At 75.4% G+C, this 24,372-nt stretch carries 19 protein-coding genes and 1 pseudogene; 5 read left to right on the top strand and 15 right to left on the bottom strand.

The window, feature by feature from the left end:
• Window positions 1-20 precede the first annotated feature (20 nt).
• A complete protein-coding gene (locus ACFY7C_RS17620) occupies window positions 21-1,448 on the bottom strand; it encodes a nicotinate phosphoribosyltransferase (protein WP_389650743.1) in 1,428 nt (475 codons plus the stop codon).
• Between the two features lie 70 nt (window positions 1,449-1,518).
• Here ACFY7C_RS17620 and ACFY7C_RS17625 point away from each other — a divergent pair, with 70 nt between their 5' ends.
• Window positions 1,519-2,454: a hypothetical protein gene (locus ACFY7C_RS17625; RefSeq protein WP_389650746.1), complete on the top strand. Its 936-nt coding sequence runs from the start codon at window positions 1,519-1,521 to the stop codon at window positions 2,452-2,454.
• A 233-nt stretch (window positions 2,455-2,687) separates the two neighbouring features.
• Here ACFY7C_RS17625 and ACFY7C_RS17630 read toward each other — a convergent pair whose 3' ends face one another.
• The 5 genes and pseudogenes from ACFY7C_RS17630 to ACFY7C_RS17650 all read right to left on the bottom strand — a co-directional run bounded on the left by ACFY7C_RS17630 (window position 2,688) and on the right by ACFY7C_RS17650 (window position 8,463).
• Window positions 2,688-3,950, bottom strand: a complete 1,263-nt coding sequence (locus ACFY7C_RS17630) for a VWA-like domain-containing protein (protein ID WP_389650748.1) — start codon at window positions 3,948-3,950, stop codon at window positions 2,688-2,690.
• A 14-nt stretch (window positions 3,951-3,964) separates the two neighbouring features.
• Entirely contained in the window at window positions 3,965-5,188 is a 1,224-nt protein-coding gene (locus ACFY7C_RS17635) for an AAA family ATPase (RefSeq protein WP_389650751.1), read from the bottom strand.
• Complete coding sequence (locus ACFY7C_RS17640; protein ID WP_389650754.1) at window positions 5,185-7,182, bottom strand: ankyrin repeat domain-containing protein; 1,998 nt, start codon at window positions 7,180-7,182, stop codon at window positions 5,185-5,187. The genes ACFY7C_RS17635 and ACFY7C_RS17640 overlap by 4 nt, the downstream gene beginning before the upstream one ends.
• The gene (locus tag ACFY7C_RS17645) at window positions 7,179-8,333 is read right to left on the bottom strand and encodes a gala protein (protein ID WP_389650756.1); all 1,155 of its coding nucleotides are present in this window, start codon (window positions 8,331-8,333) and stop codon (window positions 7,179-7,181) included. Before ACFY7C_RS17645 ends, ACFY7C_RS17640 begins: the two co-directional genes overlap by 4 nt.
• A gap of 57 nt (window positions 8,334-8,390) precedes the next feature.
• A pseudogene (locus ACFY7C_RS17650) lies at window positions 8,391-8,463 on the bottom strand.
• 189 nt (window positions 8,464-8,652) lie between these two features.
• Here ACFY7C_RS17650 and ACFY7C_RS17655 point away from each other — a divergent pair.
• Window positions 8,653-10,107, top strand: coding sequence for an amidase (locus tag ACFY7C_RS17655; protein ID WP_389650759.1), 1,455 nt, complete (start codon window positions 8,653-8,655; stop codon window positions 10,105-10,107).
• A 61-nt stretch (window positions 10,108-10,168) separates the two neighbouring features.
• Here ACFY7C_RS17655 and ACFY7C_RS17660 read toward each other — a convergent pair whose 3' ends face one another.
• The 4 genes from ACFY7C_RS17660 to ACFY7C_RS17675 all read right to left on the bottom strand — a co-directional run bounded on the left by ACFY7C_RS17660 (window position 10,169) and on the right by ACFY7C_RS17675 (window position 14,733).
• Complete coding sequence (locus tag ACFY7C_RS17660) at window positions 10,169-10,408, bottom strand: hypothetical protein (protein WP_389650761.1); 240 nt, start codon at window positions 10,406-10,408, stop codon at window positions 10,169-10,171.
• A gap of 35 nt (window positions 10,409-10,443) precedes the next feature.
• Entirely contained in the window at window positions 10,444-13,107 is a 2,664-nt protein-coding gene (locus ACFY7C_RS17665) for a LuxR C-terminal-related transcriptional regulator (protein WP_389650764.1), read from the bottom strand.
• A 124-nt stretch (window positions 13,108-13,231) separates the two neighbouring features.
• The gene (locus ACFY7C_RS17670) at window positions 13,232-14,131 is read right to left on the bottom strand and encodes an alpha/beta hydrolase family protein (protein ID WP_389650767.1); all 900 of its coding nucleotides are present in this window, start codon (window positions 14,129-14,131) and stop codon (window positions 13,232-13,234) included.
• Window positions 14,132-14,340: 209 nt separating this feature from the next.
• On the bottom strand, window positions 14,341-14,733 hold the full coding sequence (locus tag ACFY7C_RS17675) for a nuclear transport factor 2 family protein (RefSeq protein ID WP_389650769.1): 393 nt from the start codon (window positions 14,731-14,733) through the stop codon (window positions 14,341-14,343).
• Window positions 14,734-14,863: 130 nt separating this feature from the next.
• Between ACFY7C_RS17675 and ACFY7C_RS17680 the strand changes: the two genes are divergently transcribed.
• Entirely contained in the window at window positions 14,864-15,202 is a 339-nt protein-coding gene (locus tag ACFY7C_RS17680) for a hypothetical protein (RefSeq protein ID WP_389650772.1), read from the top strand.
• 89 nt (window positions 15,203-15,291) lie between these two features.
• Here the strand turns inward: ACFY7C_RS17680 and ACFY7C_RS17685 are convergent, their stop codons facing one another.
• The 4 genes from ACFY7C_RS17685 to ACFY7C_RS17700 all read right to left on the bottom strand — a co-directional run bounded on the left by ACFY7C_RS17685 (window position 15,292) and on the right by ACFY7C_RS17700 (window position 19,213).
• Window positions 15,292-16,596, bottom strand: coding sequence for a phytase (locus ACFY7C_RS17685; protein WP_389650775.1), 1,305 nt, complete (start codon window positions 16,594-16,596; stop codon window positions 15,292-15,294).
• 178 nt (window positions 16,597-16,774) lie between these two features.
• Window positions 16,775-17,179: a type II toxin-antitoxin system PemK/MazF family toxin gene (locus ACFY7C_RS17690; RefSeq protein WP_389650778.1), complete on the bottom strand. Its 405-nt coding sequence runs from the start codon at window positions 17,177-17,179 to the stop codon at window positions 16,775-16,777.
• Between the two features lie 62 nt (window positions 17,180-17,241).
• The gene (locus tag ACFY7C_RS17695) at window positions 17,242-18,921 is read right to left on the bottom strand and encodes a DEAD/DEAH box helicase (protein WP_389650781.1); all 1,680 of its coding nucleotides are present in this window, start codon (window positions 18,919-18,921) and stop codon (window positions 17,242-17,244) included.
• Window positions 18,922-19,009: 88 nt separating this feature from the next.
• Window positions 19,010-19,213: a cold-shock protein gene (locus ACFY7C_RS17700; RefSeq protein ID WP_030069301.1), complete on the bottom strand. Its 204-nt coding sequence runs from the start codon at window positions 19,211-19,213 to the stop codon at window positions 19,010-19,012.
• Between the two features lie 292 nt (window positions 19,214-19,505).
• Here ACFY7C_RS17700 and ACFY7C_RS17705 point away from each other — a divergent pair, with 292 nt between their 5' ends.
• Together ACFY7C_RS17705 and ACFY7C_RS17710 are read left to right on the top strand one after the other, a co-directional pair.
• Entirely contained in the window at window positions 19,506-22,652 is a 3,147-nt protein-coding gene (locus ACFY7C_RS17705) for an ABC transporter substrate-binding protein (RefSeq protein WP_389650783.1), read from the top strand.
• Between the two features lie 25 nt (window positions 22,653-22,677).
• Window positions 22,678-23,451, top strand: a complete 774-nt coding sequence (locus ACFY7C_RS17710; protein ID WP_389650786.1) for a uracil-DNA glycosylase — start codon at window positions 22,678-22,680, stop codon at window positions 23,449-23,451.
• A 30-nt stretch (window positions 23,452-23,481) separates the two neighbouring features.
• On the opposite strand, the gene ACFY7C_RS17715 is transcribed toward ACFY7C_RS17710, so the two are convergent.
• Complete coding sequence (locus ACFY7C_RS17715) at window positions 23,482-24,066, bottom strand: ClpP family protease (RefSeq protein ID WP_389650789.1); 585 nt, start codon at window positions 24,064-24,066, stop codon at window positions 23,482-23,484.
• Between the last annotated feature and the right edge of the window lie 306 nt (window positions 24,067-24,372).

The following is a 24,372-nucleotide window of genomic DNA, read 5'->3' on the forward strand; positions in this document are numbered from 1 at the left end:
TCGCCCGCCGTCCCGCGAACTCAGCCCCATGGCGGTCGGTGCGGCGGTGAGGGGTCCGGCGGCGGACCCCCGGCCGGCGGCACCGGCGGCACCGGCCCTGCCGTCGGTTCCGTCTGCTCCGTCGCGGACGACCGCGCCTCGATCCGGTGCCGTACGACGGTGGTCAGCGCCGACAGCCGCGTCGACAGCGCGGGGCGCGGGGCCACCGGCTCCTCGATGCGGCGGGCCTCCTCCGGCAGGGCGGCGAGGTCCGCCTCGAAGCGGGCACGGGCCGCGGCCAGGGTGTCCGGCGGATCCACCCGCAGACCCCGGCGCATCACGGTCCGCAGCAGCGGCTCCGTGCCGGCGGGCGGTTCCTCGTTCGCCAGACCGATGACGTCCCGCAGTCCGGGGCCGCGGAAGACCTGCTTGGGGCCCGGAGCCGTCGCCTTGGCCGCCGAGAACTTCATGACGGGCCGGCCGTCGTACTCGACGATCTTGTACGCGGCGTCCAGCGCCGGCGCGTCGGCCGCCACCCCGACCTTCGTGCCCACGGCGAAGACGTCGATCGGCGCCCCCTGCCGTACGAGCGCGGCGACACCATACTCGTCCAGGCCGCCGCTGGCCACGATCCGCACGTCCCGGAGCCCCGCCCCGTCGAGCACGGCACGGGCCCGGCGGGCCAGCTCGCCCAGGTCCCCGCTGTCGAGCCGGATCCCGCACCCGGGACCGCGTCCGAGCTCCGCGAGCACGCGCGCTGCCGTCGCCACCCCGCGCTCGGTGTCGTACGTGTCGACCAGGAACGTCACCGGCCCGGGATGGGCGCGGGCGAAGGCCCGGAACGCCTCCGCCTCGGAGGCGAACGCCTGGACGTAGGAGTGCGCCATCGTCCCCGTGGCGGGAATGCCGTACCGCTGAGCGGCGGCCACGTTGCTGGTGCCGGCGAAACCGACCAGCGCGCCCAGGCGCGCCGCCTGCAGCCCCGCCTCGGGCCCGTGCGTGCGGCGCAGCGAGAAGTCGACGAGCGGGCGCCCTTCGGCGGCCAGGACGCACCGGGCCGCCTTGGAGGCGACCGCCGTCTGGTGGCAGAGCAGCGACAGCAGACACGTCTCCACCAGCTGGGCCTGCGGCAGGGGAGCGGTGACCTCCAGGAGCGGTTCCCCGGCGAGGACGAGACGCCCCTCGGGCACGGCCCGGACCTCACCGTCGAAGGTCAGCCCCCGCAGCGGTTCTACCTCCGCGACGGGGCGGCCCAGCGCTCGCGCGAAGGCCTGGACGTCCGACCGGTCCACCAGGAACCGCGCGAGCCGGTCGAGCGCCGGTTCGAGCCCCGCGGCCACCAGGAACCCCCGCCCCGGCGGCAGGTCGCGCACGAAGAGGCTGAACACGGCCGGTGCCCGCATGTCCTCCCGTACGTACGAGAGCGCCATGGTGACCTCGTACAGGTCGGTGGCGGTCACCTCGGACATGCTTCGAGCATGCGCGGTCGTCCCGTGTCGCGCACGGCCGGGGAGCACCGTCGTCCCCGAGAGTGGAGGGGTGGACGTCGAGGAGATCATCGTCGAGCTGTACGGGCTGCCGCCGTCGGACTTCGTCGCCGCCCGCGACGCCCACGTGGCGCGGGCGCGCGAGGAGAAGGACGCCGACGCCGCCCACCGGATCGCCGGCCTGCGCCGGCCGACGCTGGCGGTCTGGGCCGTGAACCTCCTCGCCCGCGCCGAGCCGGAGCAGACCGGCAGGCTGCTCGCGCTCGGCGAGACCCTGCGGGAGGCGACCCGCACCCTCGACGCCGCCCGACTCCGGGAGGCCGGCGGTCAGCAGCACCGCGTGATCGCCGCCCTGGGCCGGCAGGCCGCCGCCCTGGCCGCGGAAGCGGGCCACCCGGTCAGCGCCGCCGTCCTCCAGGAGGTGGAGCAGATCCTCCGCACCGTCCTCGCCGACGCCGGGGTCGCCGAGCGGTGGGCCGGGGGCCGTCTGACGGAGGCGCCGGAGCCGGTGCTCGGCTTCGGCGCGGTCACCCCCGAGGCGGCGGCCCCGGCGCCCCGTCCCGCCGCCGCGCCGCCCCGGGCGGACAAGGCGGGGGCGGAACGAGAGCGAGGACGAGGACGGGAGCGGGACAAGGAACGGGAACGGGAGCGGGAGCGGGAACACGAACGGCGTCGGCGCCTGGAGCGCGCCCGCGCGCGTGCGGCGAAGGCCGAGGAGGAGGCGGACGCCCGCGAGGAAGTCGCGCGGACGGCCGAGGACGCGGCCGAGGCCGCCGCGAGCCGGGCCGAGGAAGCCGACGCGCAGGTCACCGACCTGGAACACCGCCTCACCGAAGCCCGCCGATCCCGCAAGGAGGCCCACGCGGCCGCCGACGGCCTACGCCGCGAGGCCGCCACCGCACGCGACGCCGCCGACGAGGCCCGACGTACGGCGGACGAGGCGGCCGACGCCGCGAGCGGGCTCGCCGAGGACGCCGCTTCGACGTAGTCCGGCAACCCTCCGGTCGCCCTGCGCTCTACGGAAACCCCACTGGACAGGGGGCGCGGACAGGAGGTCCATGGTGGCGTCGGGGCGTGCCGTCCCGGTGGAGGCCCGGGCGAAGCCGGGAGGCACGGCTCCCGTCCTCCGGCGACCACCTCCCCCGCCCCGTACCGCGCCCGTGCGCGGTCGGCCCCGCCCCGGCCCGGGGACGGCCCACGGCCCCATCGCCACGGAAGGCCTCAGCGGCTCGGGGTGATCCGGACGGTCTCGGCCCACGCGGGCGGTTGCGGGGCGCTCGGGCCGATCAGGGCGGCGATCAGGCGGCAGGAGAGGGGTTCCGGGGGCCAGGGGGTGTAGCCGTCGGTGAGGACGACGACGATGGTGGGCGGCTCGGGGGCGGCGAGGGCCGTACGGATGCCGACGGTCATGTCCGTACCGCCGCCGCCCGCGAGTTCGACCTGGTCGACGGCGGTCACCCGGGCGACGGCCTGCACATCGGCGTCGCACGCCAGGACGGCGACCCGGTTGCCGCCGACGCCCACCTCGCGCAGCACGCCCGAGACCTCGGCGAGCGCCGCCGCGAGGTCGTCCTCGCCCATGGAGCCGGAGGTGTCGACGACGATCGCCACGCGCGGCAGCGGCCGGCGCAGGCTCGGCAGCACCACCCGGCCGCCGAGGGCGGGGGTGCGGCGCGAGGGACGGCGGTAGGTGTAGTCGACCGCGCCGCCCGCCCACGCGGCGGCCTCCCGCACGGCGCCGGTGAGTGCCCTGCGCCAGTCGACGGTGGGTTCCAGCACCTCCTCCGCCCAGCGCCGCCAGCCCCCCGGGACCGTGCCCCGGGAGCGCGCGTGAGCCCGGACGGCCTGGGCCGTCTGGCGGCGCAGCGCCTCCGCCTCCACCGGACCGATCCCCGCCGCGCCCCCGCCGTCCTCGCCCAGGTCCCACGGCGCGGGGACGCCGTGTGCCCCGGACCCGCAGTCCAGCCGGTGCGCGCACGACGCCGGGACGCCCCGCACGTACTCCTCGAAGAGCCGGCCCTCGGGCAGCCCGAACAGGTGCGGTTCCATGCGCCCTTCGGGCAGGCGCAGCCCGTCGGAGACGAGGTCGTCGTTGATCTCGCAGTCCTGGGCGATGTTGACCCGCAGACGGTCGCGCTGGTCGGCCGCCGGCAGCCGGTCGGCCCGCCCGTGGTGGTCCCGCAGGAGGTGGGCCGCCTCGTGGATCCACACCCCGGCGAGCTCCTCGACGTCGGTCGCCTCGACGAACGCGGGCGCGACGTAGCAGCGCCAGTACCGGTCGACCGCCATCGTGCGCACCTGGTCGGAGGGGACGACGGTCAGGGCGTAGAGGGCGGAGGCGAGGTACGGGCGGGCCTCGGCCGCCTTGTAGCGCGCGGCCAGCAGCTTGGCGCGGTCCAGCGGCGGACTGTCGGCCGACCCGCCGGCACGACCGTTCGCGCCTCCCCCCGGCCGGTTCTTCGGCGGGCCTCCCCTGGCTGCCATGCCGTCGGCGCCCGTCAGCGTGCGCCCGGCAGGGCGCCGGCGAGCTGCAGCAGTTCCAGGAAGGCGTCGATGCCGGGCGGGACCGGCCACGCCGGCTCGCGCATCGCGGCGAGGTCACGGGCGGCCCGCGCGGCCACGTCGGGCACCCCGGCGTCCACGGCCTTGGAGAGGACCTCCCAGCCGGCCTCCCACCGCGCCCGGGTCGGCTCGCTCTGCACGGCGGCGACCACGGCGATGAGGAACGCCAGCTGGCGGTCGCCGCGTTCGGGCAGCGCGAACGCCGACGGGTCGGCGAGCACCCGGTCCGGGTCGGGCAGGTCCAGGTTCTCCAGGTACGCGAGCAGCTCGATGCCGGCCGCCTCGCCGACGGCGCCCAGCAGGGCGGCCGCCTGCGCCTCCCGCCCGGCCCCGGACGCGTAACCGGTGGCCAGCAGCCGCAGCGCCATCTCCCAGGTACGCGGGGAGGGCCAGGAACGGCCGCGGCCCTCGGCGTCCTGCGGCATGTGGTGGACCAGGCCCGGACGCGCGGTCAGGAAACCGCTGATCACGCCCCGGGCGCGGGCGACCGCGCCGGACACCCGCCCGGGGTCCACCGTCGGCAGCACCGTCTCGGGCCAGGTGCCGGCCATGCCGCGCGCCACGGTGCGCGGGTCGTGCGTCCAGTCGAGGTGGACGAAGCGGTTGGCGAGCGGCGGGCTGAGGTGCCAGCCGTCGGCGGCGCTGGACGGCGGGTTGGCGGCCGCCACGATCCGCACCGACTCCGGCAGCGCGAGGCTGCCGACCCGGCGTTCGAGGACCACACGCAGCAGGGCCGCCTGCACGGCCGGCGGCGCCGAGGACAACTCGTCGAAGAACAGCAGGCCGTGCCCGGTGCGGGCGAGCCGTACGGCCCAGTCCGGCGGCGCCATCGGCACACCGGAGGAGGCGGGGTCGTCGCCGACGATCGGCAGTCCGGCGAAGTCGGACGGCTCGTGGACGCTGGCCACGACCGTCTCCAGGCGGACGCCGAGGGCGGCGGCGAGCCGCTCCATGCCGGCGGACTTGCCGATGCCGGGCTCACCCCACAGCAGGACGGGCTGGTTCGCCGTCACGGCCAGGGCCAAGGCCTCCAGTTGGGGGTTGCCGGCCGGTTCGGTGCGCGTGGCGCGCAGCCGGGCGCCCAGGGCGTCGGCGGCCGCGAGGGCCGCGGGCACGGCAGGGGCAGCGGGGGCGGGGGCGGAAGCGGGGCCGGTCGTCATGCGCGGAGGTCCTCGTCGTCTGTCGCGGCGGCGCCCTCGTCGGGCCGCCCGGAATCCCCGGATCCGTTCTCCGGCGCGGCGGCCGCATCCGGTACGGACGCCTCCTCCGCGTCCCAGTCGAAGTCGTCGGCGGAGTCCCGCTCGTCCAGATAGTCGTCGAACCAGTCGGATCCGATGCCGGGATGCTCCCGCAGCACACGGCGGCGCAGGAACGCCAGGTCGGTGCGCTGGTAGCGGCGGATCACCTGGGCGAGGGACAGCTCCGTCTCGTCGGTCACGTCGATCCTGGCACCGGCGGCGAGGAGGTCCCTGACCAGCTCGACGGAACCCCCGTCGTGCACGGCGCACTGGAGCGGGGAGCGGTCCGTCGAGTCCTTCGCCTCCAGGTCGAGCCCGGCGGCCAGCAGCCGCGGCAGCAGCTCCCGGTGGTCGAGCAGCGACAGGACGTGCAGCAGGCCGCGCCCCATGCGGTCGCGGACGTGCGGATCCGTGCCGGCGTCGAGCAGCGCGAGCACCGCCGGCGTGTCACCGTGCTGGGCGTGCAGGAACAGCGCCCGGCGCTGGTCGCGCAGGGCGCGTGGCAGCCGGCCCTCGCCGCTGGTCCAGGCGTGCTGCGTGGCGAAGCAGCCGGTGACGGTGCCGCCGAAGGCCCGCAGGGCCAGTTCGCGCTGCCGCTCCTGCTCCGTGTGCGGGACGTCCAGGACCCCGTTCCGGGACACGACCTCGTGCCACACGCCGCCGCAGCGGACCCGGACCGGTTCGGGCGCCGTCGGGCCGGGCGGGCCGACGGCGGGCCCGGCCTGTGGGAACAGCGCGGCGGCGACGAGCGGGTGCAGTTCCTCGGGCCGGATCCGGCCGGCGCGCAGCAGCCCGATGTCGGGCAGCCGCTGCCAGACGTACGAGGGCAGGCGGGGCACGCCGTCCTCCTGGCCGCGGTCCCGGCCGGTGACGCGTGGCCCGGCCCCGTAGGGGGCGGCGGAGTCGAGCTCGACGCGCAGGTGACCGCGCCACTCCATCGGCAGGAGGAAACGCGACCCGCGCCCCGCGCGGGCGAGCAGCCGCGTCTCGGGGCCCAGGCGGGCGAGGTCGGGAGCGGTGGACCTGATCATCGCGGCGACGTCGAGCTGCCGGTGGGAACGCGGGCCCTGCGGCGGCGGAGTGAGGTCGAGCGCGAGCCCGGCGGCCGCGTACGCCTCGGCGTGCTCGCCGCGGGCCTGCAGGACCGCGACCCACTCGGCGCGCGCGGCCGGGTCGGCGCTTCCGGGATCCTCGTCCGGCAGTTCCCCGGGGCCGAGCGGCGTGCCGTCCGGGTGCAGGAACGGCAGCCGGCCCGGAACGGCCGCGGCGCCGGTCTCGCCGGAACCACTGGAGCCACCGGAGCTCCCCGAGACACCGGGGCCACGGGAGTTGACGGAACCGATCGCACCGACCGGACCGGCCGCCTCGTCGACGAGGCCCGCGCTCCGGCGCAGTTCGCCGGTGCGGCGGGCGTCCCAGAAGCGGCGGGCGGCGGTCCAGTCCTCGGTGAGGTACGTCAGGCCGTGCATCCGGTCGCGCCCGGGCGCGACCTCGGGGCCGAGGTGCAGCCGCAGCCGCTGCGGTCCGGACAGCATCGGCAGGTTGGTCAGCGACAGGACGGGCCCGGAAGCGCCGTACGCGGCGAGCAGGATCCGTCGGCAGGGGGTGAGCGTGGTGTGTCCGCCGAGGTTGCGCGGCAGGTGCCAGCGCACCAGGTCGGGGGCCAGGTGGCGCAGGTCGTCGGCGACCCGGGCCGCGACCTCGGCTCCGTAGCGCTCGGCGATCCGCTCCGGCGTCAGGTCGTCGGGCACGTCCACCGCGGCGGCGGCGCAGGCCGCCCGCCAGTCACCGGACTCGCGGGCCTCCGTGGCGCGTTCGATCATCCAGCCGGGCACGGCGTAGCGGCGGACGCGGGCCCAGGTGGCGGCGTCCTCCGAGGAGAGACCGCCGGGCGGCACGGGGTGGCTCGCGCTCATCGGTACACGCTGCCGATCGCCCGCAGGTCGAGGTGGGTCGGCGTGGCGGGGCGCAGCCGCTCGGCGAAGGACCGCTTGACGCGGCGGGGCGTGCCGGGGCCGAGGCCCACGTACTCCAGGCGGTGTCCCTCGGGCAGCGCGGCGAGCAGGCTCTTCGCGCCGCGGCCGGTGATGCCGGTGTGGCGCAGTTCGAGGCGGCGCAGGGGGCTGCCGGGCAGGGCGGCGGCCAGCGCGCGGGCGCCGTCGTCGCCGGTGGTGTTTCCGGGGGAGCCGAGGCTGCGTTCGGACATGGCCCGGCCGAGGTCGAGGGTGTCGATGCCGCCGAGGGCGTCGGCGAGGGCACGGGCGCCCTCGGGACCGATGCCGTTGCCGCCGAGGCCGAGGCGTACGGGCCGGGCCGGGTCGGTCGCGGCGGCGAGCACGGCGGTGCCCTCGTCGCCGAGGTGGTTGGCCGAGAGGTAGAGCTCGCGCACTCCGGCGTCGCGGAGGAGGGCGGCGAGCAGCGGGGCGTCGGCGGCGGTGAGGCCGTTGCCGCCGAGGAAGAGCCGTTCGAGCGGGGTCTCGCGCTCCAGGAGGGCGTCGAGGAGGACCCGTACGCCCTCGGGACCGATGCCGGAGTTGACGAGGTCGAGGGTGCGCAGGGTGGTGTTGCGGCGCAGCAGTCCGGCGAGGGTGCGGGCGCCGTCGGCATGGACGGGGTTCCGCTTCAGCCACAGGGCGCGCAGCGTGGTGTCGTCGGCGAGTGCCTCGGCGAGGGCGGTCACGCCGTCGGGGCCGATGCGGTTGCAGCCGAGGTAGAGGGTGTGGACGCCGTGCGGGACGCCGGTCTCGCGCGCGGCGGTCAGGACGGCGGCGACCGACCGGGCGCCTTCGTCGCCCAGGGCGTCGGTGCCGAGCAGCAGATGGGCGGCGTGCGGGGAGGCCGCCGCGGCGGGCAGCAGGCGGGCGGCGCCCTCGGGGCCGAGCCCCTGCTTGCAGAGGTCCACGCGGCCGTCGGCGCGCAGGGTGCCGAGCGGGAAGGTCTCGTCGTCGGCGACGGGCCGGGCGTCGGCGAGCCGGTGCAGCAGCGGCCCGAGCAGTGCGGGGTCGGCGAGCGGCAGGTCGGGGTGTTCGATCGCCGGGCAGCGTACGGGCGTTGTCGGCTGGTCCATCACCACTCCACCGGTCCTCCGCCGGGGCCCGGCGTCCGCGTCGACATCAAGAAGACGCAAGACCGGTCGGATTCGAACCGACGTCCTCCAGCTCGATGCGTGGGCGCGACGACCTCTGCGCTACGGCCTTGCTGCGGACGATCATAGCCACACCCACCCCCGTTTTCGATCACCAGTTTGACGAACGCCCGCGCTCGGCCGACGGGCGGATCACGACCGTGGGAACACCGGGGGATCACCGGCGCGGAACCCTCGCGTGTTACTTGTCGGTACGGAATGATGGCGGTCAACCAACCACGTGGCGGGGGCTGATGCAGCGGTGACGACTTCCGAGGAACTGACCAGGGTGCACGCCTTCCGGGACGACGCCCTGGGCGAGCACGACGCCGTCGGCCTCGCGGCGGCGATCCGGCGCGGCGAGGTCGGTGCCGCCGAGGTCGCCCGTGACGCGGCCGAGCGGGTACGGGCGGTCGAGGACCGGCTGCACGCCGTGCAGGTGTACGTCGACGACCCGGCCCCCGCCGTCGCGCTCGCCTCCCCCGGCGCGGGCGCCGCCGTAGGTGGTTTCGGCCCCGGTGCCTTCGCCGGCGTCCCGACCTTCGTCAAGGACAACACCGACCACCGGGGCCTGCCCACCGGTCACGGCAGCGCGGCCTTCACCCCGCGGACCGCACGCCGGGACGCGCCGTTCGTCCGGCAGTTCCTCAGCAGCGGCGTCACGGTGCTCGGCAAGACCCGGCTGCCCGAGTTCGGCTTCAGCCCGACCACGGAGTACGAGGGAGCCGAACCCGTTCGCAACCCCTGGCACACCGACCACTCGGCCGGCGGCTCGTCGGGCGGCAGCGCCGCGCTGGTCGCCGCCGGAGCCGTGCCGATCGCGCACGCCAACGACGGCGGCGGCTCGATCCGGATCCCCGCCGCCTGCTGCGGGCTCGTCGGCCTCAAACCGACCCGCGGCCGGGTGGTGCCGAACGCCCAGAGCCGCCAACTGCCGCTCGACATCGTCTCCGACGGCATCGTGAGCCGCACCGTGCGGGACTCGGCCGCCTTCCTCGCCGCCTCCGAGACCTACCGGCGCAGCCCCAAGCTGCCGCCGGTGGGCCTCGTGGAGGGACCCTCCGGACGGCGGCTGCGCATCGGCTTCCTGTCGGACTCGCCGAACGGCGTCCCCACCGACGCCGACACCCGGGCGGCCGTCACCGAGACCGCGGCCACCCTGGAACGGCTCGGCCACACCGTCCAGCCGGTCGAGCTGGCCATCGACCCCCGCTTCACCGAGGACTTCCTCGTCTACTGGGGGCTGTTGTCGTTCCTCCTCGGCGTCACCGGCCGCACCCTCGGCACCGACTTCGACCGGCAGCGTATGGACGGCCTCAGCCGCGGCCTGCGGGAGACGTACCTCGAGCACTGGCGCCGCACGCCGGGCGTGCTGCGCAGGCTCAAGCGGACCCAGGAGGCGTACGCGGCGGCGTTCCGCGGACTCGACCTGATCCTGACCCCCGTACTCGCCCACACCACCCCCCGGATCGGTCACCTCAGCCCGACCGTGCCCTACCAGGCACTGGTCGAACGGATCCTCGCCTACGTCGCGTTCACTCCGATCAACAACGTGGTCGGCACACCGTCGATCTCGGTGCCGGCCGCCCGCACGACCGAGGGCGGGCTGCCCATCGGCGTCATGCTGTCGGGCCGGCCCGGCGGCGAACGGACGCTGCTGGAGGCCGCGTTCGCCCTGGAGGCGGAGCAGCCCTTCCGGCGCATCCAGGACATGTGACCCGGGCATCCCGGGACCGGTCGCGTCCGCTCGCCGTCCGCTCGCCTCGGCGGGGTCGGGGTCAGCCCGCGGTCGTGCCCCCGATGACGCTCGTCGAGGCGTTGCCGGCGACGGTGGCGTTCGACGCGTCGCCGCCGCCGGAGCCGCGGTCGGATCCGCGGTCGTGGTCGGGGGCGAGGAGGCCGACGAGCGGCAGGGGGCCGTCGGCGGCAGCGGCGGGGGCCGCGGAGCCGGCGGAGGTGAGGGCGGCGGCGCCGGCGACGGCCGCCGCGCCGAGAACACGGTGCAGAATCCTGGTCATACCCGGCCAACGACGGCGCGCATCCGGGGACACGGTCAGCGACGCGCGGCGGCGGCGTCCCCGTCCGGCCCCGCGCTTTTGAGCACACCCGGCAACTGCACGCGCGAGCGGATCTGCAGGCGCGCGTAGATGTTCCGCAGATGGTGGTCGATGGTCCGGGGACTCAGGACCAGCCGGTCGGCGATCTCCCGGGTGGTGGCGCCCTGCGCGGCGAGGCGGGCGATCCGCTGCTGCTGCGGGGTGAGCTCCCCCCACGCCGCCGGCCGGTCGGCCGCGCCCGCCACCTCGCCGCCGGTCGCACGCAGCTCGGCACGGGTCCGCTCGGCCCAGCCCGTCGCCGCCGCCCGCTCGAACGTGACCAGCGCGTCGCGCAGCGGCCCCCGAGCCTCGCTGGGGCGGCGACGGCGCCGGAGCCAGGAGCCGTACGCCAGGAGCGTCCTGGCCCGTTCGAAGTCGTTGCCGCAGTCGGCGTCGTGCCGGCGGACCGCCTCCTGGAACCAGTACGCCGCACGCGTGCCGTCGGCGAGCAGGGCCCGGCAGCGGGCGAGCCGGGCCGGGGCCGGACGGTCGAGCCCCTGGGCGGCCCACACCGCGTACTCCTCGGTCGCCGCCCGCGCCTCCGCGTACCGGCCCGAGGCCACGGCCGCCTCCACGAAGCAGGGCACGGCCAGCATCCGCAGCGCGAAGTGCCCGCCGCGCGGGCCCGTGCGGACCAGCGGCACCAGCCGGGCGGCGGCCTGCGCGGCGAGACCACGGCCCAGATCGGCCCGCGCCAGCGCCCATTCGGCGAGCGTCGCCGCCTGGACGAGGCCGTGGGAGCGGGCCGTCGCCAGGGCCCGCTCGGCGTGCTCGGCGGCGCCCGGCCCGTCCTCGGTCACCGACGCCACGAGCGCCAGCACGGCATGCTGATGGGCCGCCACGTTCGCCTGGCCCGTGCGCTCCGCCTCGCCGAGGCCCTCCCGCGCGTGCCGGGCGGCGCGCCCGTAGCGCCCGGCCCGCAGTTCGGCGTAGGCGAGATGCTCCAGGGCGTGCGGCAGCAGGGTGGCGCGGTCCTCCGCCCGGGCCAGCGTGAGCGCCCGCGCGTGGAGCCGGGCCGCCGCCGTCGTGGCACCCAGCACGAGCGCGGCGGACCCGGCCCGCAGCAGCACCCGGGGCTCGTCCTCGGCGCCGTCCACGGCCACCACGCGGGTCAGCAGACCACGGGCCTCGCCGAGCCGGCCGTCGAGCGCCGCGCGCAGCCCCTCGGCGAAGTCCCGCTCCGTGCCCCGCGCACCGCCCGCGTCGTCGAGAGCGGCCAGACAGCCGGCGGCGTCCCCCGCCGCCCAGGCGGCCTCCATCGCGAGGAACCGCGCGTCGGCCGCCTCCACCGGCGCGCCCTCCCGCAACAGCGCCGCCGCCCGCGTCAGCGCCTCGTACGCCTCCGCCACCGGCCCGCCCGTCAACGCCGCCCTGCCGTGGAGGAGATGGAGCCGGCCCCGCCCGACGCCCTCGTGGTCCCGTGTCGCGGCGGGCGGCCCGAGCCGGTCGGCCCCGTCGGCTTCGCTCCTGCGGGCTTCGCCCCGGTGGCTTTCGGCCCGTGTCGTGTCGACGGCGCGGGCGGTGACGGACCGGGGCGGATCGATGTCGCCGGTGCGGTCGGTCCGAGGCGACGCAGGCGGTGCGGAAGTGGTCCGGGGGACAGGGGCGGTGCGGAGGAGGGCGGTGCGGGCGAGGAAGACGTCGGTGAAACGGAGCGTGTCGTCCGCGCGATGCAGCAGGCCGTCCGCGATCAGGCCGTCCAGGGCGTCGACCGGAGTGCGGGCGGCCCGCGCGGCGGCGAGGACGGTGTCGACGGGGACGGAAGACGACCCGCCGGGCAGGGCGGCCACCAGGGCGAGGAGACGGCGGCTGTCCGCGGGCAGCGCGCTCAGCAGGCCGCCGTACACCTCGTGGAGGACGGTGGCGTCGACCAGGGGCGACGGCGACAGCGGGACGGTGCCGGAGAGCCGGTCAGGGCCCAGGCGCCGTACCGCCGCGCCGATCACGCCGGGGTGCCCGGCCGCCTCCTGGAGCAGTCGGTCCAGGACCTCGGGCGCCACGGGCACCGGGCTCAGGTCCCGCACCAGCGCCCGCGCGCCGGCCGGGCCCAGCCGGCCGAGCCTGACCGCGCCGGCTCCCGGTACCTCGGGCAGCCGGTGGTGCCGGGCCGCCGACACCAGCCAGCCCGTGCCCGGCCGGCCGGCCCTCCTCCGGTCCTGCCAGGCCGCGGCGAGCGCGGCGCGGGAATGCGCGTCCCACAGGTGCAGGTCGTCCACACAGACCAGCACCCCGGGACCACGGCCGGATGCGAGGTTGGGAGCGGAGGCGGCGGGGGCGGAGACCAGGCCGGCCACGGCGGTGCCGAGACCGGCCTCGCCGCGTGCCTGGCGGAGCGCTCGCCGCGCCGCCGACGCGGTGGGGGCGAGGGCCGTCAACAGCGCCCGCGCCCCGCTCCACGGCACCCGGTGGCCGGGCGCGGCCACCCGGTGTGCCGTCCCCGGGAAGTCGTGCGCCGCCCGGGCCAGGAGCGTGCTGCGGCCCGTACCGGGGTCTCCGGTGACGAACAGGACGCCGCCGCTTCCTTCGACGGTACGGGCCGACAGGCTGGCCACCGCGGCGAGTTGGGGCGCGCGGTCGTACAGCCGCGGGCCGGGGGCGGCGGCAGGCGTCGCTCCGTTCACCCCGCCCACGTTACTGGCCCGTAGGAGCAGGGGGAAGGTCCCCGGGTCTGGGCCACCGCCCAGACCCGGGACGCGGGGGCTGTGACGCGAGCACAGACCGCGGGAGCGGCGGTCCGCGCCGGCGTCAGGAGCCGAGCGGGCAGCTCCCGCGGTACTCCTCGATCGTCAGACTCGGGCGGGGCAGCGGGCAGAGGAACTGCTCGTAGCGGGTGTCGTCGTCGATGAAGCGCTTGAGCCACGACAGGCTGTACTTCGCGATCGTCGTGTTGGACGTGTTCGGGGTGAAGTGGGTGGCCCCGTTGAGTTCCAGGTACGCCTTGTCGAGCGAGCTCGGCAGGTTCTCGTAGAAGGGCTCCGAGTGGGAGGCGACGGGAGCGACGGTGTCGCCGTCCGCACCGATGACGAGGGTGGGCGTGCTGATCTCCGGCCAGGTCTTGTCCGTGTTCCAGCCGGTGAGGGGCACGGCCGCCTTCAGGGACGGCCGGCTCTTCGCCGCCTCGAGCGTGCCGCCGCCGCCCATGGAGTGCCCCATCACCCCGAGCCGGCTCGCGTCGACCCGGCCCCGCACGACGCTGCGCTGCGTCAGGTAGTCGAGGGCGGCGAGGAGTTGCCGTCCCCGGCTGTCGGGCTGGTCGAGCGTGCTGTTGGTGTCGATGGTGAACACCACGAACCCCTGGGACGCCAGGCGCGGCCCGAGCCAGGCGATGGAGGACTGGGTCGCGGTGAACCCCGGCGAGATGGCCACCGCGCCGAAGGTGCCGTCGGCGGTGGACGTCGGGTAGTAGATGGTGCCGCCGCCGAAGCCGGTGACGGCGAGGGAGGAGACGCTGGTCTCGGCGACCGCGTACGGGCCGCGCAGCGCCTCGATGCTCGACTGGGTCGGGGCGGGACCGCGCTCGTACGGGTTGTCCGCGGCCACGAGGGCGGCCGTGGTGTCGGCGGCCGTGGCGCCGGGGGCGAGGAGCAGGGCGAGGCAGGCGGAGACCGCGGCCGAGGCAGCGTAGGCGGAAAGGTGTCGTCGCACGACGAGTCGTCCTCTCGTGTCGTGTGGCGGCCGCCGCCGAGGAGCCGGTCGGCGGTCGCACCCTGGACTGGCCCGGCCACTGTCCAGGCGGCACGGCCCGCGGGCATCGGTGAAATCACCGGCCCTCCGGGCGGGGACTCACGGCCGGACGCCCGGCCGTCCCGCACGGACCCGCCGTACGCCCACCCCAGGGCGTTCCGGCGGCGGTGTCATGAGCGGCTCGCCTCCCGCGCGATGCGGTCGAACTGGTCGCCCATCGCCGCGGCGAGGGCCTGCGCGGCGGAGAGCGGGCGGACCATCACCGTGAAGTCGTCGATGAGGCCGTCCTCGTTCAGGTGGAGGAAGTCGCAGCCCTCGATCTCCCGCTCGCCGACCTTGGCCCGGAACACGAGCGCGTGGTCGCGGCCGTCCGCGCCGGCGAGCTCACGGACGTAGTGGAAGTCGGTGAAGACCCGGGAGACCCCGCGCACGATGGCCGCCGTGATGGCCTTGCCGGTGTACGGCTTGAAGGCCACCGGACTGGTGAAGACGACCTCGTCGGCGAGGAGCGCCTCGATGGCCGCGTGGTCGTTCGCCTCGACGGCCTGACGGAAAGACTGCATGAACGCCTCCATGACTAGTCAACAAAGTGAATAGGTGGAGGTGACGCTATCGGCGTCGGCGTGTCTCCGTCCAGGCCCCGGGCACGCACCCCCGCGGTGCCCGGGTGCGGGGCTTTGGGAGACTGCCCGCATGACACGACACGACGCGGCGGCCGCGAAGATGGCGGCCCTCTTCGATCCCGAGCCGGAGGTCTGGGGCCTGCGGGGTGACCCTTACGTGTGGCGGACCCTGCGCGACCGACTGGCCGGCACGGACGTCCCGCCGACGACCGAGGCGGCGACCGCCCTGCTGCGGGCCGCGTTCGCCGAGGTCGTGGGGGTCGACCTCGACACGCCCGAGTCCTCCGTCTACCGCGAGCAGTACGCCCACGGCGGCATGTCCAGCGGCGTGGTCCACCTCGACACGTGGCGGGAGCGGCTGATGCCGATGCTCGTGGAGCGTGCCGGACTCCTGGCCCGGGCCGCCTGACCACGGACCCCGACCACCGGCGCGAAAGAGCGCATCGGTGGTCGGGGGGCGCCCTCGGGCCCCGGGGCGCGCGGGCCCCGGGCCGGTCGTCAGTCGTCCAGGGCGTCGAGGACGTCACCGAGGTCGACGAACTTGAAGCCGGTCGCGGCGCGTTCGCCGTCCTCCGGGTTCGCGTGACCGTCCTGGACGACCAGCAGGCCGTTCGGGTACCTGCTGCCGAGGGGGGCGTTCAGGGACGCCGCTCCGTCGCACTCCTCCGAGCCGTCGAGGACGGCGTCGGCGGCCGTCACGCGGAAGCCGCCCTCGTACTCGTTGGCGTCGCCGATCTCGCGGTCGTACGCGGCGAAGGTGTCGTCGCCCTGGCTGGAGGCGAGCAGGTAGCCGTCGCCGTCCGACTCGGTGACCAGGGTCAGCCCCTCGACGTCGGCGGCGAGACGGTCACCCCCGAAGCCGGGGTCGGCGCCCGGGGCGCACTCCTCGGTCTCCTCGTCGTACGTGCCGGGCACGCCGTACTCGCGGACCTTGTCCACCAGGACCGGGGTGCCCGTCAGGTCGGCGCGCATCCGCCAGATGCCGACGTCCTCCTGACCGGCGTAGAGCGTGCCGTTCGCCGGGTCGACCACCATGCCCTCGACCTGCGGGAGCTCGCCCGGCTCGGCGCACGGCGACCACGAGGCCCCGTTCGGGAGCCGGAAGGCGGACGGCAGGTCGAGCGTGCGGACGGTGCGGTAGGTGACGGTCCCGGACGCCGTCGGGAGGATCTCCAGCAGCGCGACGCGGGTCGTCTCGCGCCGGCTGACGAGCGCGTACGTACGGCCGGTGGCCCGGTCCGTCCAGGTGGCGAGGCCGTAGGCGGTCCGCTGCTCGTTCACCTCCGCCTGGTCGGCGGAGAAGACCGGGGCGACGGCCGGGTCCGTGACGTCGGAGAGGGGGCCGCCGGGCCGGTCGCGGTCGATCCGGTAGAAGCGGAGCCGGTCGTTTCCGCGGTCGCTGGTCACGGCGAGGTCGGCACGGCCGGTGGACAGCCGCAGGCCCTTGACGAGGTCGACGTTGTTGAACCGCCCCGGGGCGTCGTCGGCGCCGGGCCCGGCCGGGGCGGCGATCGCCTGGACCTCGCGGGCGTCGAGGTCGTACACCCGCAGCCCGCCCTCCTTGGCGGTGGCGACGACGAGGCTGCGATCCGGGTCGGCGGCGTTGCGCCAGATCGCCGGGTCGTCGGCGTCGGCGTTGCCGCCCTCCTCGTCGTCGTACAGGGCGGCCGTCTCGGCCCGGGCCGTGACCGAGGGAAGGTCGCTCAAGGGCGCGGCCTGCGCCTGCCAGGGCGACAGCACGGCGAGCACCGAACCGACGGCCGTGGCGAGGACACCCGACCGCCACGTACGGGACTGGGGCACGGCGGAACTCCTTCATGTCGTGAACAAGTCCCGCACATGCTTCGGCCGGAGCGTGAAGAGCTCCGACCCGCACCCGCCCCGCCGACCGAACACGACATGAACACTTCACCCAGGGCGTTCGAGATCCAGGACGTGCCGCCCAGTGATCCAGCGCGGACCATCCCGCCCGAGATCGCCCCTACCCGAGTTCACCGCGACGGAGCGCGTCCCTCATCTCGCTGAGCCTCGCGGTCGTTGCCGGGGTCCGCTCCTGTGCGTGTTCAGCGAGTCGGAGGGCATCCTCGATCTCGCTGAGCTTCCTGGAGGGCAGGACGGCCGCCCGCTCCATCAGGTCGTCCCGGGACACGGTGGTCAGCCACGTGCACGGGGTGAAGCCCGGACTCGGGAACGCGAGCCGCAGCACGCCTTCGAGCGGCAGCCCTTCAGCGGCGCCGACCGTCACTTCGACGCCCAGGCCACTGATGTCGACGCCCGCCGGAGCGACGACCTGCATCACCTGGAACCCGGACGCGTCGTCCCCTGACAGCAGTACGACCAGCCTCCGCTCGTCGAACCGGACCCACCAGACTTCGCCACGTTGCACAAGCCCTCCTCTGCACAGGACGCCGGATGGCGGGACGCCCGATCAGTACGTGGACGCGCCGCTCAGGACGTGCCTCCACGACGGCCGTTCCGCCCGCTGCCCTGTCCGGCGTGGCCTCCCTGGCCGGCGCGACCTCCCTGCCCGGCTCGCGTGCCCTGTCCGGCGCGACCGGCCCCACCGGCGCGACCCGACCCACCGGTCCGGGCGCCCTGCCCGGTCCGCTCGCTCTGCCCGGTGCGGCCGCCCTGACCGCGCTGGGCGCTCTGGCCGCCGCGCTCGCGGGGCTCCGTGCCGGCGGCCTTCGGCCGGCCCGCGCCGGTCCTGCGGCGCCGGCTCGACGGCGCGCTCTGGTCGCCGCCGCCGTCACCGGCCCCGGCGCCGCGGGCGGCGGCCGCCTTCTTCCGCGCGGGGCGGGACGAGGACGCCTTCGGCTGCGTCGGCTGCGGGACCTCGAGGACGACCGGCACGCCGGAGGGCTCGCGGGCGCCGGTGATCTCGGACAGTTCCGGGGCGCTGGACGTGACCCGGGTGGTACGCGGCCGGATGCCGGCGTCCGTCATGAGCTGACTGACGTCCCGCTTCTGGTCCGGCAGCACCAGCGTGACCACGCTGCCCGAGCTGCCCGCGCGGGCCGTGCGGCCGCCCCGGTGCAGGTAGTCCTTGGGGTCGGTCGGCGGATCGACGTTCACGACGAGGTCGAGGTCGTCGACGTGTATGCCGCGGGCCGCGACGTTCGTCGCCACCAGGGCGGTCACCCGGCCGTCCCGGAACTGCTCCAGGGTCCGGGTCCGCTGCGACTGGGAACGGTCGCCGTGCAGGGCGGCCGCGGCGACACCGGAGGCGAGCAGCCGCTTGGCGAGCCGGTCGGCGGAGCGCTTGGTGTCGAGGAAGAGGATGACCCGGCCGTCACGGGCCGCGATCCGCGTGGTCACGGCCTTCTTGTCGGTCTCGTCCAGGACGTGCAGCAGATGGTGCTCCATGTCCGCGACCGCTCCCGCGTTCGGGTCCACCGAGTGCACGACCGGATCGGTCAGGAAGCGCTGCACCAGCTTGTCGACCGTGGCGTCCAGGGTGGCCGAGAACAGCAGACGCTGTCCGTCGGCCGGCACCTGCCGCATGACCTGCGTGATCTGCGGCAGGAAGCCCATGTCGGCCATCTGGTCGGCCTCGTCGAGCACCGTGACGCGCACGTCGCCGAGCAGACAGTCGCCGCGCGCCACCAGGTCGTTGAGCCGGCCGGGGGTGGCCACGAGGATGTCGGTGCCGCGCCGCAGCGTCGCGGCCTGCTTGGTCACCGACAGGCCGCCGACCACACTGGCGAGCCGCAGGTTCAGGGCCGTCGCGTAGGGGGCCAGCGAGTCCGCGACCTGCTGGGCGAGCTCCCGGGTGGGCACCAGCACCAGGCCGAGGGGCGCCTTGGACTCGGCGCGCATCCCCGCCGTGCGGGCCAGCAGCGCCAGACCGAACGCCAGCGTCTTGCCGGAGCCGGTGCGCCCGCGGCCCAGCACGTCACGGCCGGCCAGCGCGTTCGGCAGGGTGGCGGCCTGGATGGGGAACGGGACGGTCACGCCCTGTGCCGCCAGGGTCTTGGTCAGCGCCGCGGGCATGTCGAGCGCGGCGAAGTCCGCGACCGGCGGAAGCGCGGGCGTCGACGTCTCCGGCACGTTGAACTCCCTCGGCGGCGATGCGGGCCGCGAGGACGAAGACGTGCGCCGGGTGGATTTCTGGGGCCTACGGGACAACCGTTGTCTGCCTTCCTGGAAACAGCACGAAACAGGGGCCCGCACCGTGACGGTGCGGACCCCTGGCAAGCGGACACGCGTCCGAAGATCAGGCGGGGACGATGTTCTCCGCCTGCGGGCCCTTCTGGCCCTGCGTGACGTCGAAGGAGACCCGCTGGCCCTCCTGGAGCTCACGGAAGCCCTGGGTGGCGATGTTCGAGTAGTGGGCGAAGACGTCGGGGCCGCCACCGTCCTGCTCGATGAAGCCGAAGCCCTTTTCCGCGTTGAACCACTTCACGGTTCCCTGTGCCATGACATTCTCCTTCTGTAGGCAGAGGCCCCATCCGGAGAAGCCGGAAAAACAACAATGCGCCTGCAGGAGAAACATTTCCCGTCAGGCGCACATGGGTTCATGGGTACCAAAACTGCAACTCCTGAACCCTAACACAGAGGGAAGCGCCGCACGAGGCGGGGGAGGCGGGAGAGGCCAGGGAAGCAGGGGAGACGGGGCTCGCAGGGCCGCCGGGGTCTGATGTAATCGACGCCGGACGGTCCCCGGGGGCGCACGACGGGGGCTGGGGCACCGGTTGCCGGAGGGGGCGGCGTTGGAAGAGCTGGGGGCGGCGGACCCGCGGCAGGTGGGGCGCTACCGGATCCTCGCGCGTCTCGGGGCGGGCGGAATGGGCCGGGTGTACCTGGGCCGTTCCACCAGCGGCCGGATGGTCGCCGTGAAGGTCGTGCGCGCCGAACTGGCCGACGACCCCGACTTCAGGCGCCGCTTCGCCCGGGAGGTGCGGCTGGCCCGGCGCGTGACGGGTTTCTTCACCGCGGCCGTCGTCGACGCCGACCCCGACGGCTCGCCCGCCTGGCTCGCCACCGCCTACGTGCCCGGCATGCCGCTGGACGCTGCGGTCCGTGCCCACGGGGCGTGGCCCCGCACCCCGCTGCTCGTGCTCGGCGCCGGTCTGGTCGAGGCCCTGGAGGCCATCCACGGCGCGGGCCTCATCCACCGGGACCTCAAGCCTTCGAACGTGCTGCTGGCCGCCGACGGTCCGCGCGTGATCGACTTCGGCATCTCGACCGCCTCGGAGGCGAGCGTCCTCACCCGGACGGGCATGGTGATCGGCACGCCGGGATTCATGTCGCCCGAGCAGATCACCGGGGCCGCGGTCGGCCCGGCCAGTGACGTCTTCTCCCTGGGCGCGGTCCTGGCCTTCGCGGGCACCGGATCCGCCCCCTTCGGCACCGGCTCCCCGCACTCGGTCAACTTCCGCGCCGTCTACGAGCGGCCCGACCTCAAGGGACTGCCCGAGGGCACGGACTTCGTCGACCGGTGCCTGGACAAGGACCCCGGCCGGCGGCCGACCGTCCCGGAACTCCTGGCCGAGTTCGCGCGGATGCTCGGCGAGACGGGCGGCCAGACGTACGCCGACGGGTTGCCGAACGAGCCCGCCTGGCTGCCCGAGGCGGTGGCCCTGGCCCTGACGCCCCGGGCGACAGCCGCCCCCGATCCCGTACCGGCGCCGGATCCCGCCCCTGATTCCGTACCGGCCCCCGATCCCGTACCGGCGCCGGATCCCGCCCTTGATTCCGTACCGGCCCCCGATCCCGTACCGGCGCCGGATCCCGCCCCCGAGTCCGTAACGCCCTCCCCGGATTCCGTACCGGCGTCCGACCCCGCGCACGATCCTGAACCCGCGCCCGAAGTCTTACCCGCGCCTGACGTCCCGCCTTCGCCCGCACCCGCGGCCGCGCCCGATCCCAGGATCTCGCTGAGCAAGCGGCCCGACCCGGCGCAGGCCCCGGGGCCGGCATCGGCCCCGCCGGCCGCTCCTCCCGTCCCCGAGGCTCCGCCCGCCTCGCCCGCCTCGCCCGCCTCGCCCGCCACCGCGCCGGTGCTCGTCACCCACCGGACCGCCCGCCCGGCCCCCTCGGGTCCCGCGCCGCTGCCCGGCCGGGCAAGGATCCGCCGGCTCGTGGCGATCGCGCTCGCGGCCGCCCTCGTCACCGCCGGCGGCATCACCGCCCTCCTCGTCAACCAGGGCAAGGACGCGTCCGGTCGGCAGACCCAGGGCGGCGGCCCGAGCGGCACGGGCGTCGCCACGGGCTTCGACGCCGCCGTGGGCGACGTCGCCAACGCGTCCGACCGGAAGGGCGGCACGCTCCGCCTGCGGAGCGGCGGCGACGCCGACTCCTGGGACCCGGCCCGCTCGTACCAGGGCTGGGTCTGGAACCTCCAGCGCCTCTACACCCGCACGCTCCTGACGTACGACGCCAAGCCGGGCAAGGCCGGGCACACCCTGGTCCCCGACCTGGCCGCGGGGTCGCCGGAGGTCTCGCCCGACGGCAGGACCTACACCCTCCGGCTGAGGACCGGCCTGAGGTTCGAGGACGGGACGCCGATCACGTCCAAGGACGTCAAGTACGGCATCGAGCGCGTCTTCGCCCAGGACGTCGTCACGGGCGGCCCCACCTACCTGATCGAGGTGCTCGACCAGGGGCAGCGCTACCCGGGCCCGTACAAGAGTCCGGGTGGGACCGGTCTGAAGTCGGTCCTGACACCGGACGACCGGACGATCGTCTTCCGGCTGGCCGAGCCGGACTCGCGGTTCCCCTACCTCCTGGCCATGGGAGCGACCGCCCCCGTGCCGCGGGAGCGGGACAACGGCGATCGCTACGCGATGAAGCCCGTCTCCTCCGGCCCGTACAAGTTCGACTCGTACACGCCGGGGCGGTCGCTCACCCTGGTCCGCAACGAGCAGTGGGACCGGGCCGGCGACCCGCTGCGGAAGGCCCTGCCGGACCGGGTGGAGCTGACCGTCACCACGGATGCCGAGGAGCTGGCCGCCCGGCTCCTCGACGGGAGCGGCACCGTGGACCTCGACGCCCGGCAGGTCGGGCTGCCGCCGAGCGCCGCGGCCAAGGTCATGCAGGACGCGAAGCTCAAGGCCGACGCGGACGCCCCGTACAACGGCTATGTGCGTCTGGTCGGCCTCGTGTCGAAGACCGTGCCGTTCGACAACGCGCACTGCCGCAAGGCCGTCCTGTACGCGACCGACACCAAGGCCCTCCAGTACGCGCGGGGCGGCCCGACCGCCGGCACCCCGCACGGCAATGTGCTGCCGCCGACCCTCCCCGGTGCCGACGCCTACGACCCGTTCGCCCTGGCCGCCGGAAAACCGCGCCGTGACAAGGCCGCAGAGGAACTGCGGGCCTGCGGCCGGCCCGAAGGCTTCACCACCAAGCTCGCCGTGAGCAGCAACAGGACCAAGGACGTCCAGTCCGCCGAGGCGCTGCGGCAGGCACTGAAGGCGGTCGGCATCACCGTGGAGATCGAGCAGCTCGACAGGACGGAGTTCTTCGAGACCGTCCGGTCCCCCGACCAGGTCAGGAGCAAGGGCTACGGCATGCTGGCGCTCGGTTGGGGCTCCGACTTCCCGCACGGCTCCGGTTTCCTGCAGCCCCTCGCCGACGGCCGGCTCATCGTCCCGTCCGCGAGCACCAACTACGCGCAGGTCGACGACCCCGCGATCAACGCCCTGTTCGACCGGGCGGTGGCCGAGACCGACCCCGCCGAGGTCATCCGGCTCTACCGCCGCATCAACCACAAGGTCACCGACGGCGCCCACTACCTGCCGGTCGTCGCCGAGAAGACCCTCAATTACCGCAACCCGCGGCTGACCAACGCGTACGTGCACGAGGTGTACGGCATGCTCGACTTCCAGGCGCTGGGTACCAGCGACGGGAAGTGACGTCCCGGGAGAGCGGGGGTACACCATGTCGAGCGCCGCACAGGACCACCACCCCGAGCGCGCCGCCGCCGGCGCCCGCACGCTGACCGAGCTGGACGAACGGGTGACACGGTGCCGGGCCTGCCCGCGCCTCGTGGCGTGGCGGGAGGAGACCGCACGCGTGAAACGGCCCGCGTTCCAGGACTGGGAGTACTGGGCGCGTCCCGTGCCCGGTTTCGGGCCCGCGGACGCCCCGCTGCTGGTCACGGGCCTCGCTCCGGCCGCCCACGGCGGGAACCGGACCGGCCGCATGTTCACCGGCGACCGGGCCGGCGATCTGCTGTACGCCACGCTGTACGAGCTCGGTCTGGCCTCCCAGCCGACCGCGGTGCGCCCCGGCGACGGGCTCGAACTGTACGGGGTGCGGGTCACCGCACCCGTGCACTGCGCGCCGCCCGACAACCGCCCCACACCGGCCGAACGCGACACCTGCCGGCCCTGGCTGAGCCGCGAGCTCCGTCTCCTGCGACCGACCGTGCGCGCCGTCGTCGCGCTGGGCGCCTTCGGCTGGCAGGCCACGCTGGCGGCCCTGACGGACGCCGGCTGGACCGTGCCCCGCCCGCGCCCGGCGTTCGGACACGGGGCGCGCACGACGCTGTCGGCGACGGACGGCACGGGGACCACGGGGGGCGTGCTGACACTGTTCGGCTGCTACCACGTCAGCCAGCGCAATGTGTTCACCGGCCGGCTCACCCCGGCGATGCTGCGCGAGGTCCTCGCCGAGGCGGCCCGGACGGCCGGTCTGCCCGGGGTGCGGTGAGCCGTTCCGCGCGGCGCGCCGACGTCCGGGTCAGCCGGTCATCGTGGCGTCGATCAGGCCGTACTCCTTGGCTTCCTCGGGGGTGAGCCAGCGGTCCTCGGCGAAGTCCCGGGCCACGTGCGCGGGGTCGCGGCCGGTGTGGCGGGCGATGAGGTCGGTGATCCGGCTCCGCGTGTGGTGCAGCTCGTCGATCCGGGTGCCCTCGCTGTCGGCGGCGACGGCGTCGACGAAGGACGGCAGGTGCAGCATCATCCGGGTGTTGGGCAGGGCGTACCGCTTGCCCGGGGTCCCCGCGGCGACGAGGAACTGGGCCATCGAGGCGCAGTAGCCGAGACCGATGGTGATGACGTCGCTGCCGATGTGCTGCATGGTGTCGTAGATCGCCATGCCGGCGGGCAGTGAGCCGCCGAGCGAGTTGACGTAGAGGGTGACGGGACGGTCGTCCTCGGCGTCCAGGAGCAGCAGCTGGGCGGTGATGCGAGCGGCGGTCTCGTCGGTGATCGGCGCGGCGATGTGCAGGATGCGGTGGCGCAGCAGCCGCCGCAGCACGGCGTCGGCCTCGGAGTCGCCGGGGGTGTCGTGGTGGTCGCTCGGGTCCTGGGCGGCGGAGGACATGCGGCCTTCCTCGGGGCGGGGGTGAGGGCGGGGGCGGGGCCGGAGGTCGGTGTCGTCCGGCAGGAGAAACGTTCCCTCGGTGGGCTCCGCCGTCACGCCTTGCCACCGAACGGAGCAGGACTCCGGGCTTGTCGGGCCCCGGCCCCCTCGCGCCCGGGCAGCCGAAAACATGCCTGTGCGCCCATCCGTGGCTGATGCCGTTCTCCGAGGTCGCCCTCACCCTGAGCGCGGTCGGGCGGCTGACCGCCCGGCTTCGCCACCGGCCGGCCGTCGGAGGCGGCGGCGCGTGCATCCGGGGCGCTTCCC

Source organism: Streptomyces sp. NPDC012769 (assembly GCF_042901205.1).
Taxonomy (GTDB): domain Bacteria; phylum Actinomycetota; class Actinomycetes; order Streptomycetales; family Streptomycetaceae; genus Streptomyces.

Coding starts and splice junctions, on each gene's coding strand:
- ACFY7C_RS17715 (WP_389650789.1), bottom strand. CDS start 24,066: ATGTCCTCCGCCGCCCAGGACCCGAGCGACCACCACGACACCCCCGGC.
- ACFY7C_RS17645 (WP_389650756.1), bottom strand. CDS start 8,333: ATGGACCAGCCGACAACGCCCGTACGCTGCCCGGCGATCGAACACCCC.
- ACFY7C_RS17700 (WP_030069301.1), bottom strand. CDS start 19,213: ATGGCACAGGGAACCGTGAAGTGGTTCAACGCGGAAAAGGGCTTCGGC.
- ACFY7C_RS17710 (WP_389650786.1), top strand. CDS start 22,678: ATGTCGAGCGCCGCACAGGACCACCACCCCGAGCGCGCCGCCGCCGGC.
- ACFY7C_RS17660 (WP_389650761.1), bottom strand. CDS start 10,408: ATGACCAGGATTCTGCACCGTGTTCTCGGCGCGGCGGCCGTCGCCGGC.
- ACFY7C_RS17640 (WP_389650754.1), bottom strand. CDS start 7,182: ATGAGCGCGAGCCACCCCGTGCCGCCCGGCGGTCTCTCCTCGGAGGAC.
- ACFY7C_RS17680 (WP_389650772.1), top strand. CDS start 14,864: ATGACACGACACGACGCGGCGGCCGCGAAGATGGCGGCCCTCTTCGAT.
- ACFY7C_RS17630 (WP_389650748.1), bottom strand. CDS start 3,950: ATGGCAGCCAGGGGAGGCCCGCCGAAGAACCGGCCGGGGGGAGGCGCG.
- ACFY7C_RS17675 (WP_389650769.1), bottom strand. CDS start 14,733: ATGCAGTCTTTCCGTCAGGCCGTCGAGGCGAACGACCACGCGGCCATC.
- ACFY7C_RS17635 (WP_389650751.1), bottom strand. CDS start 5,188: ATGACGACCGGCCCCGCTTCCGCCCCCGCCCCCGCTGCCCCTGCCGTG.
- ACFY7C_RS17620 (WP_389650743.1), bottom strand. CDS start 1,448: ATGTCCGAGGTGACCGCCACCGACCTGTACGAGGTCACCATGGCGCTC.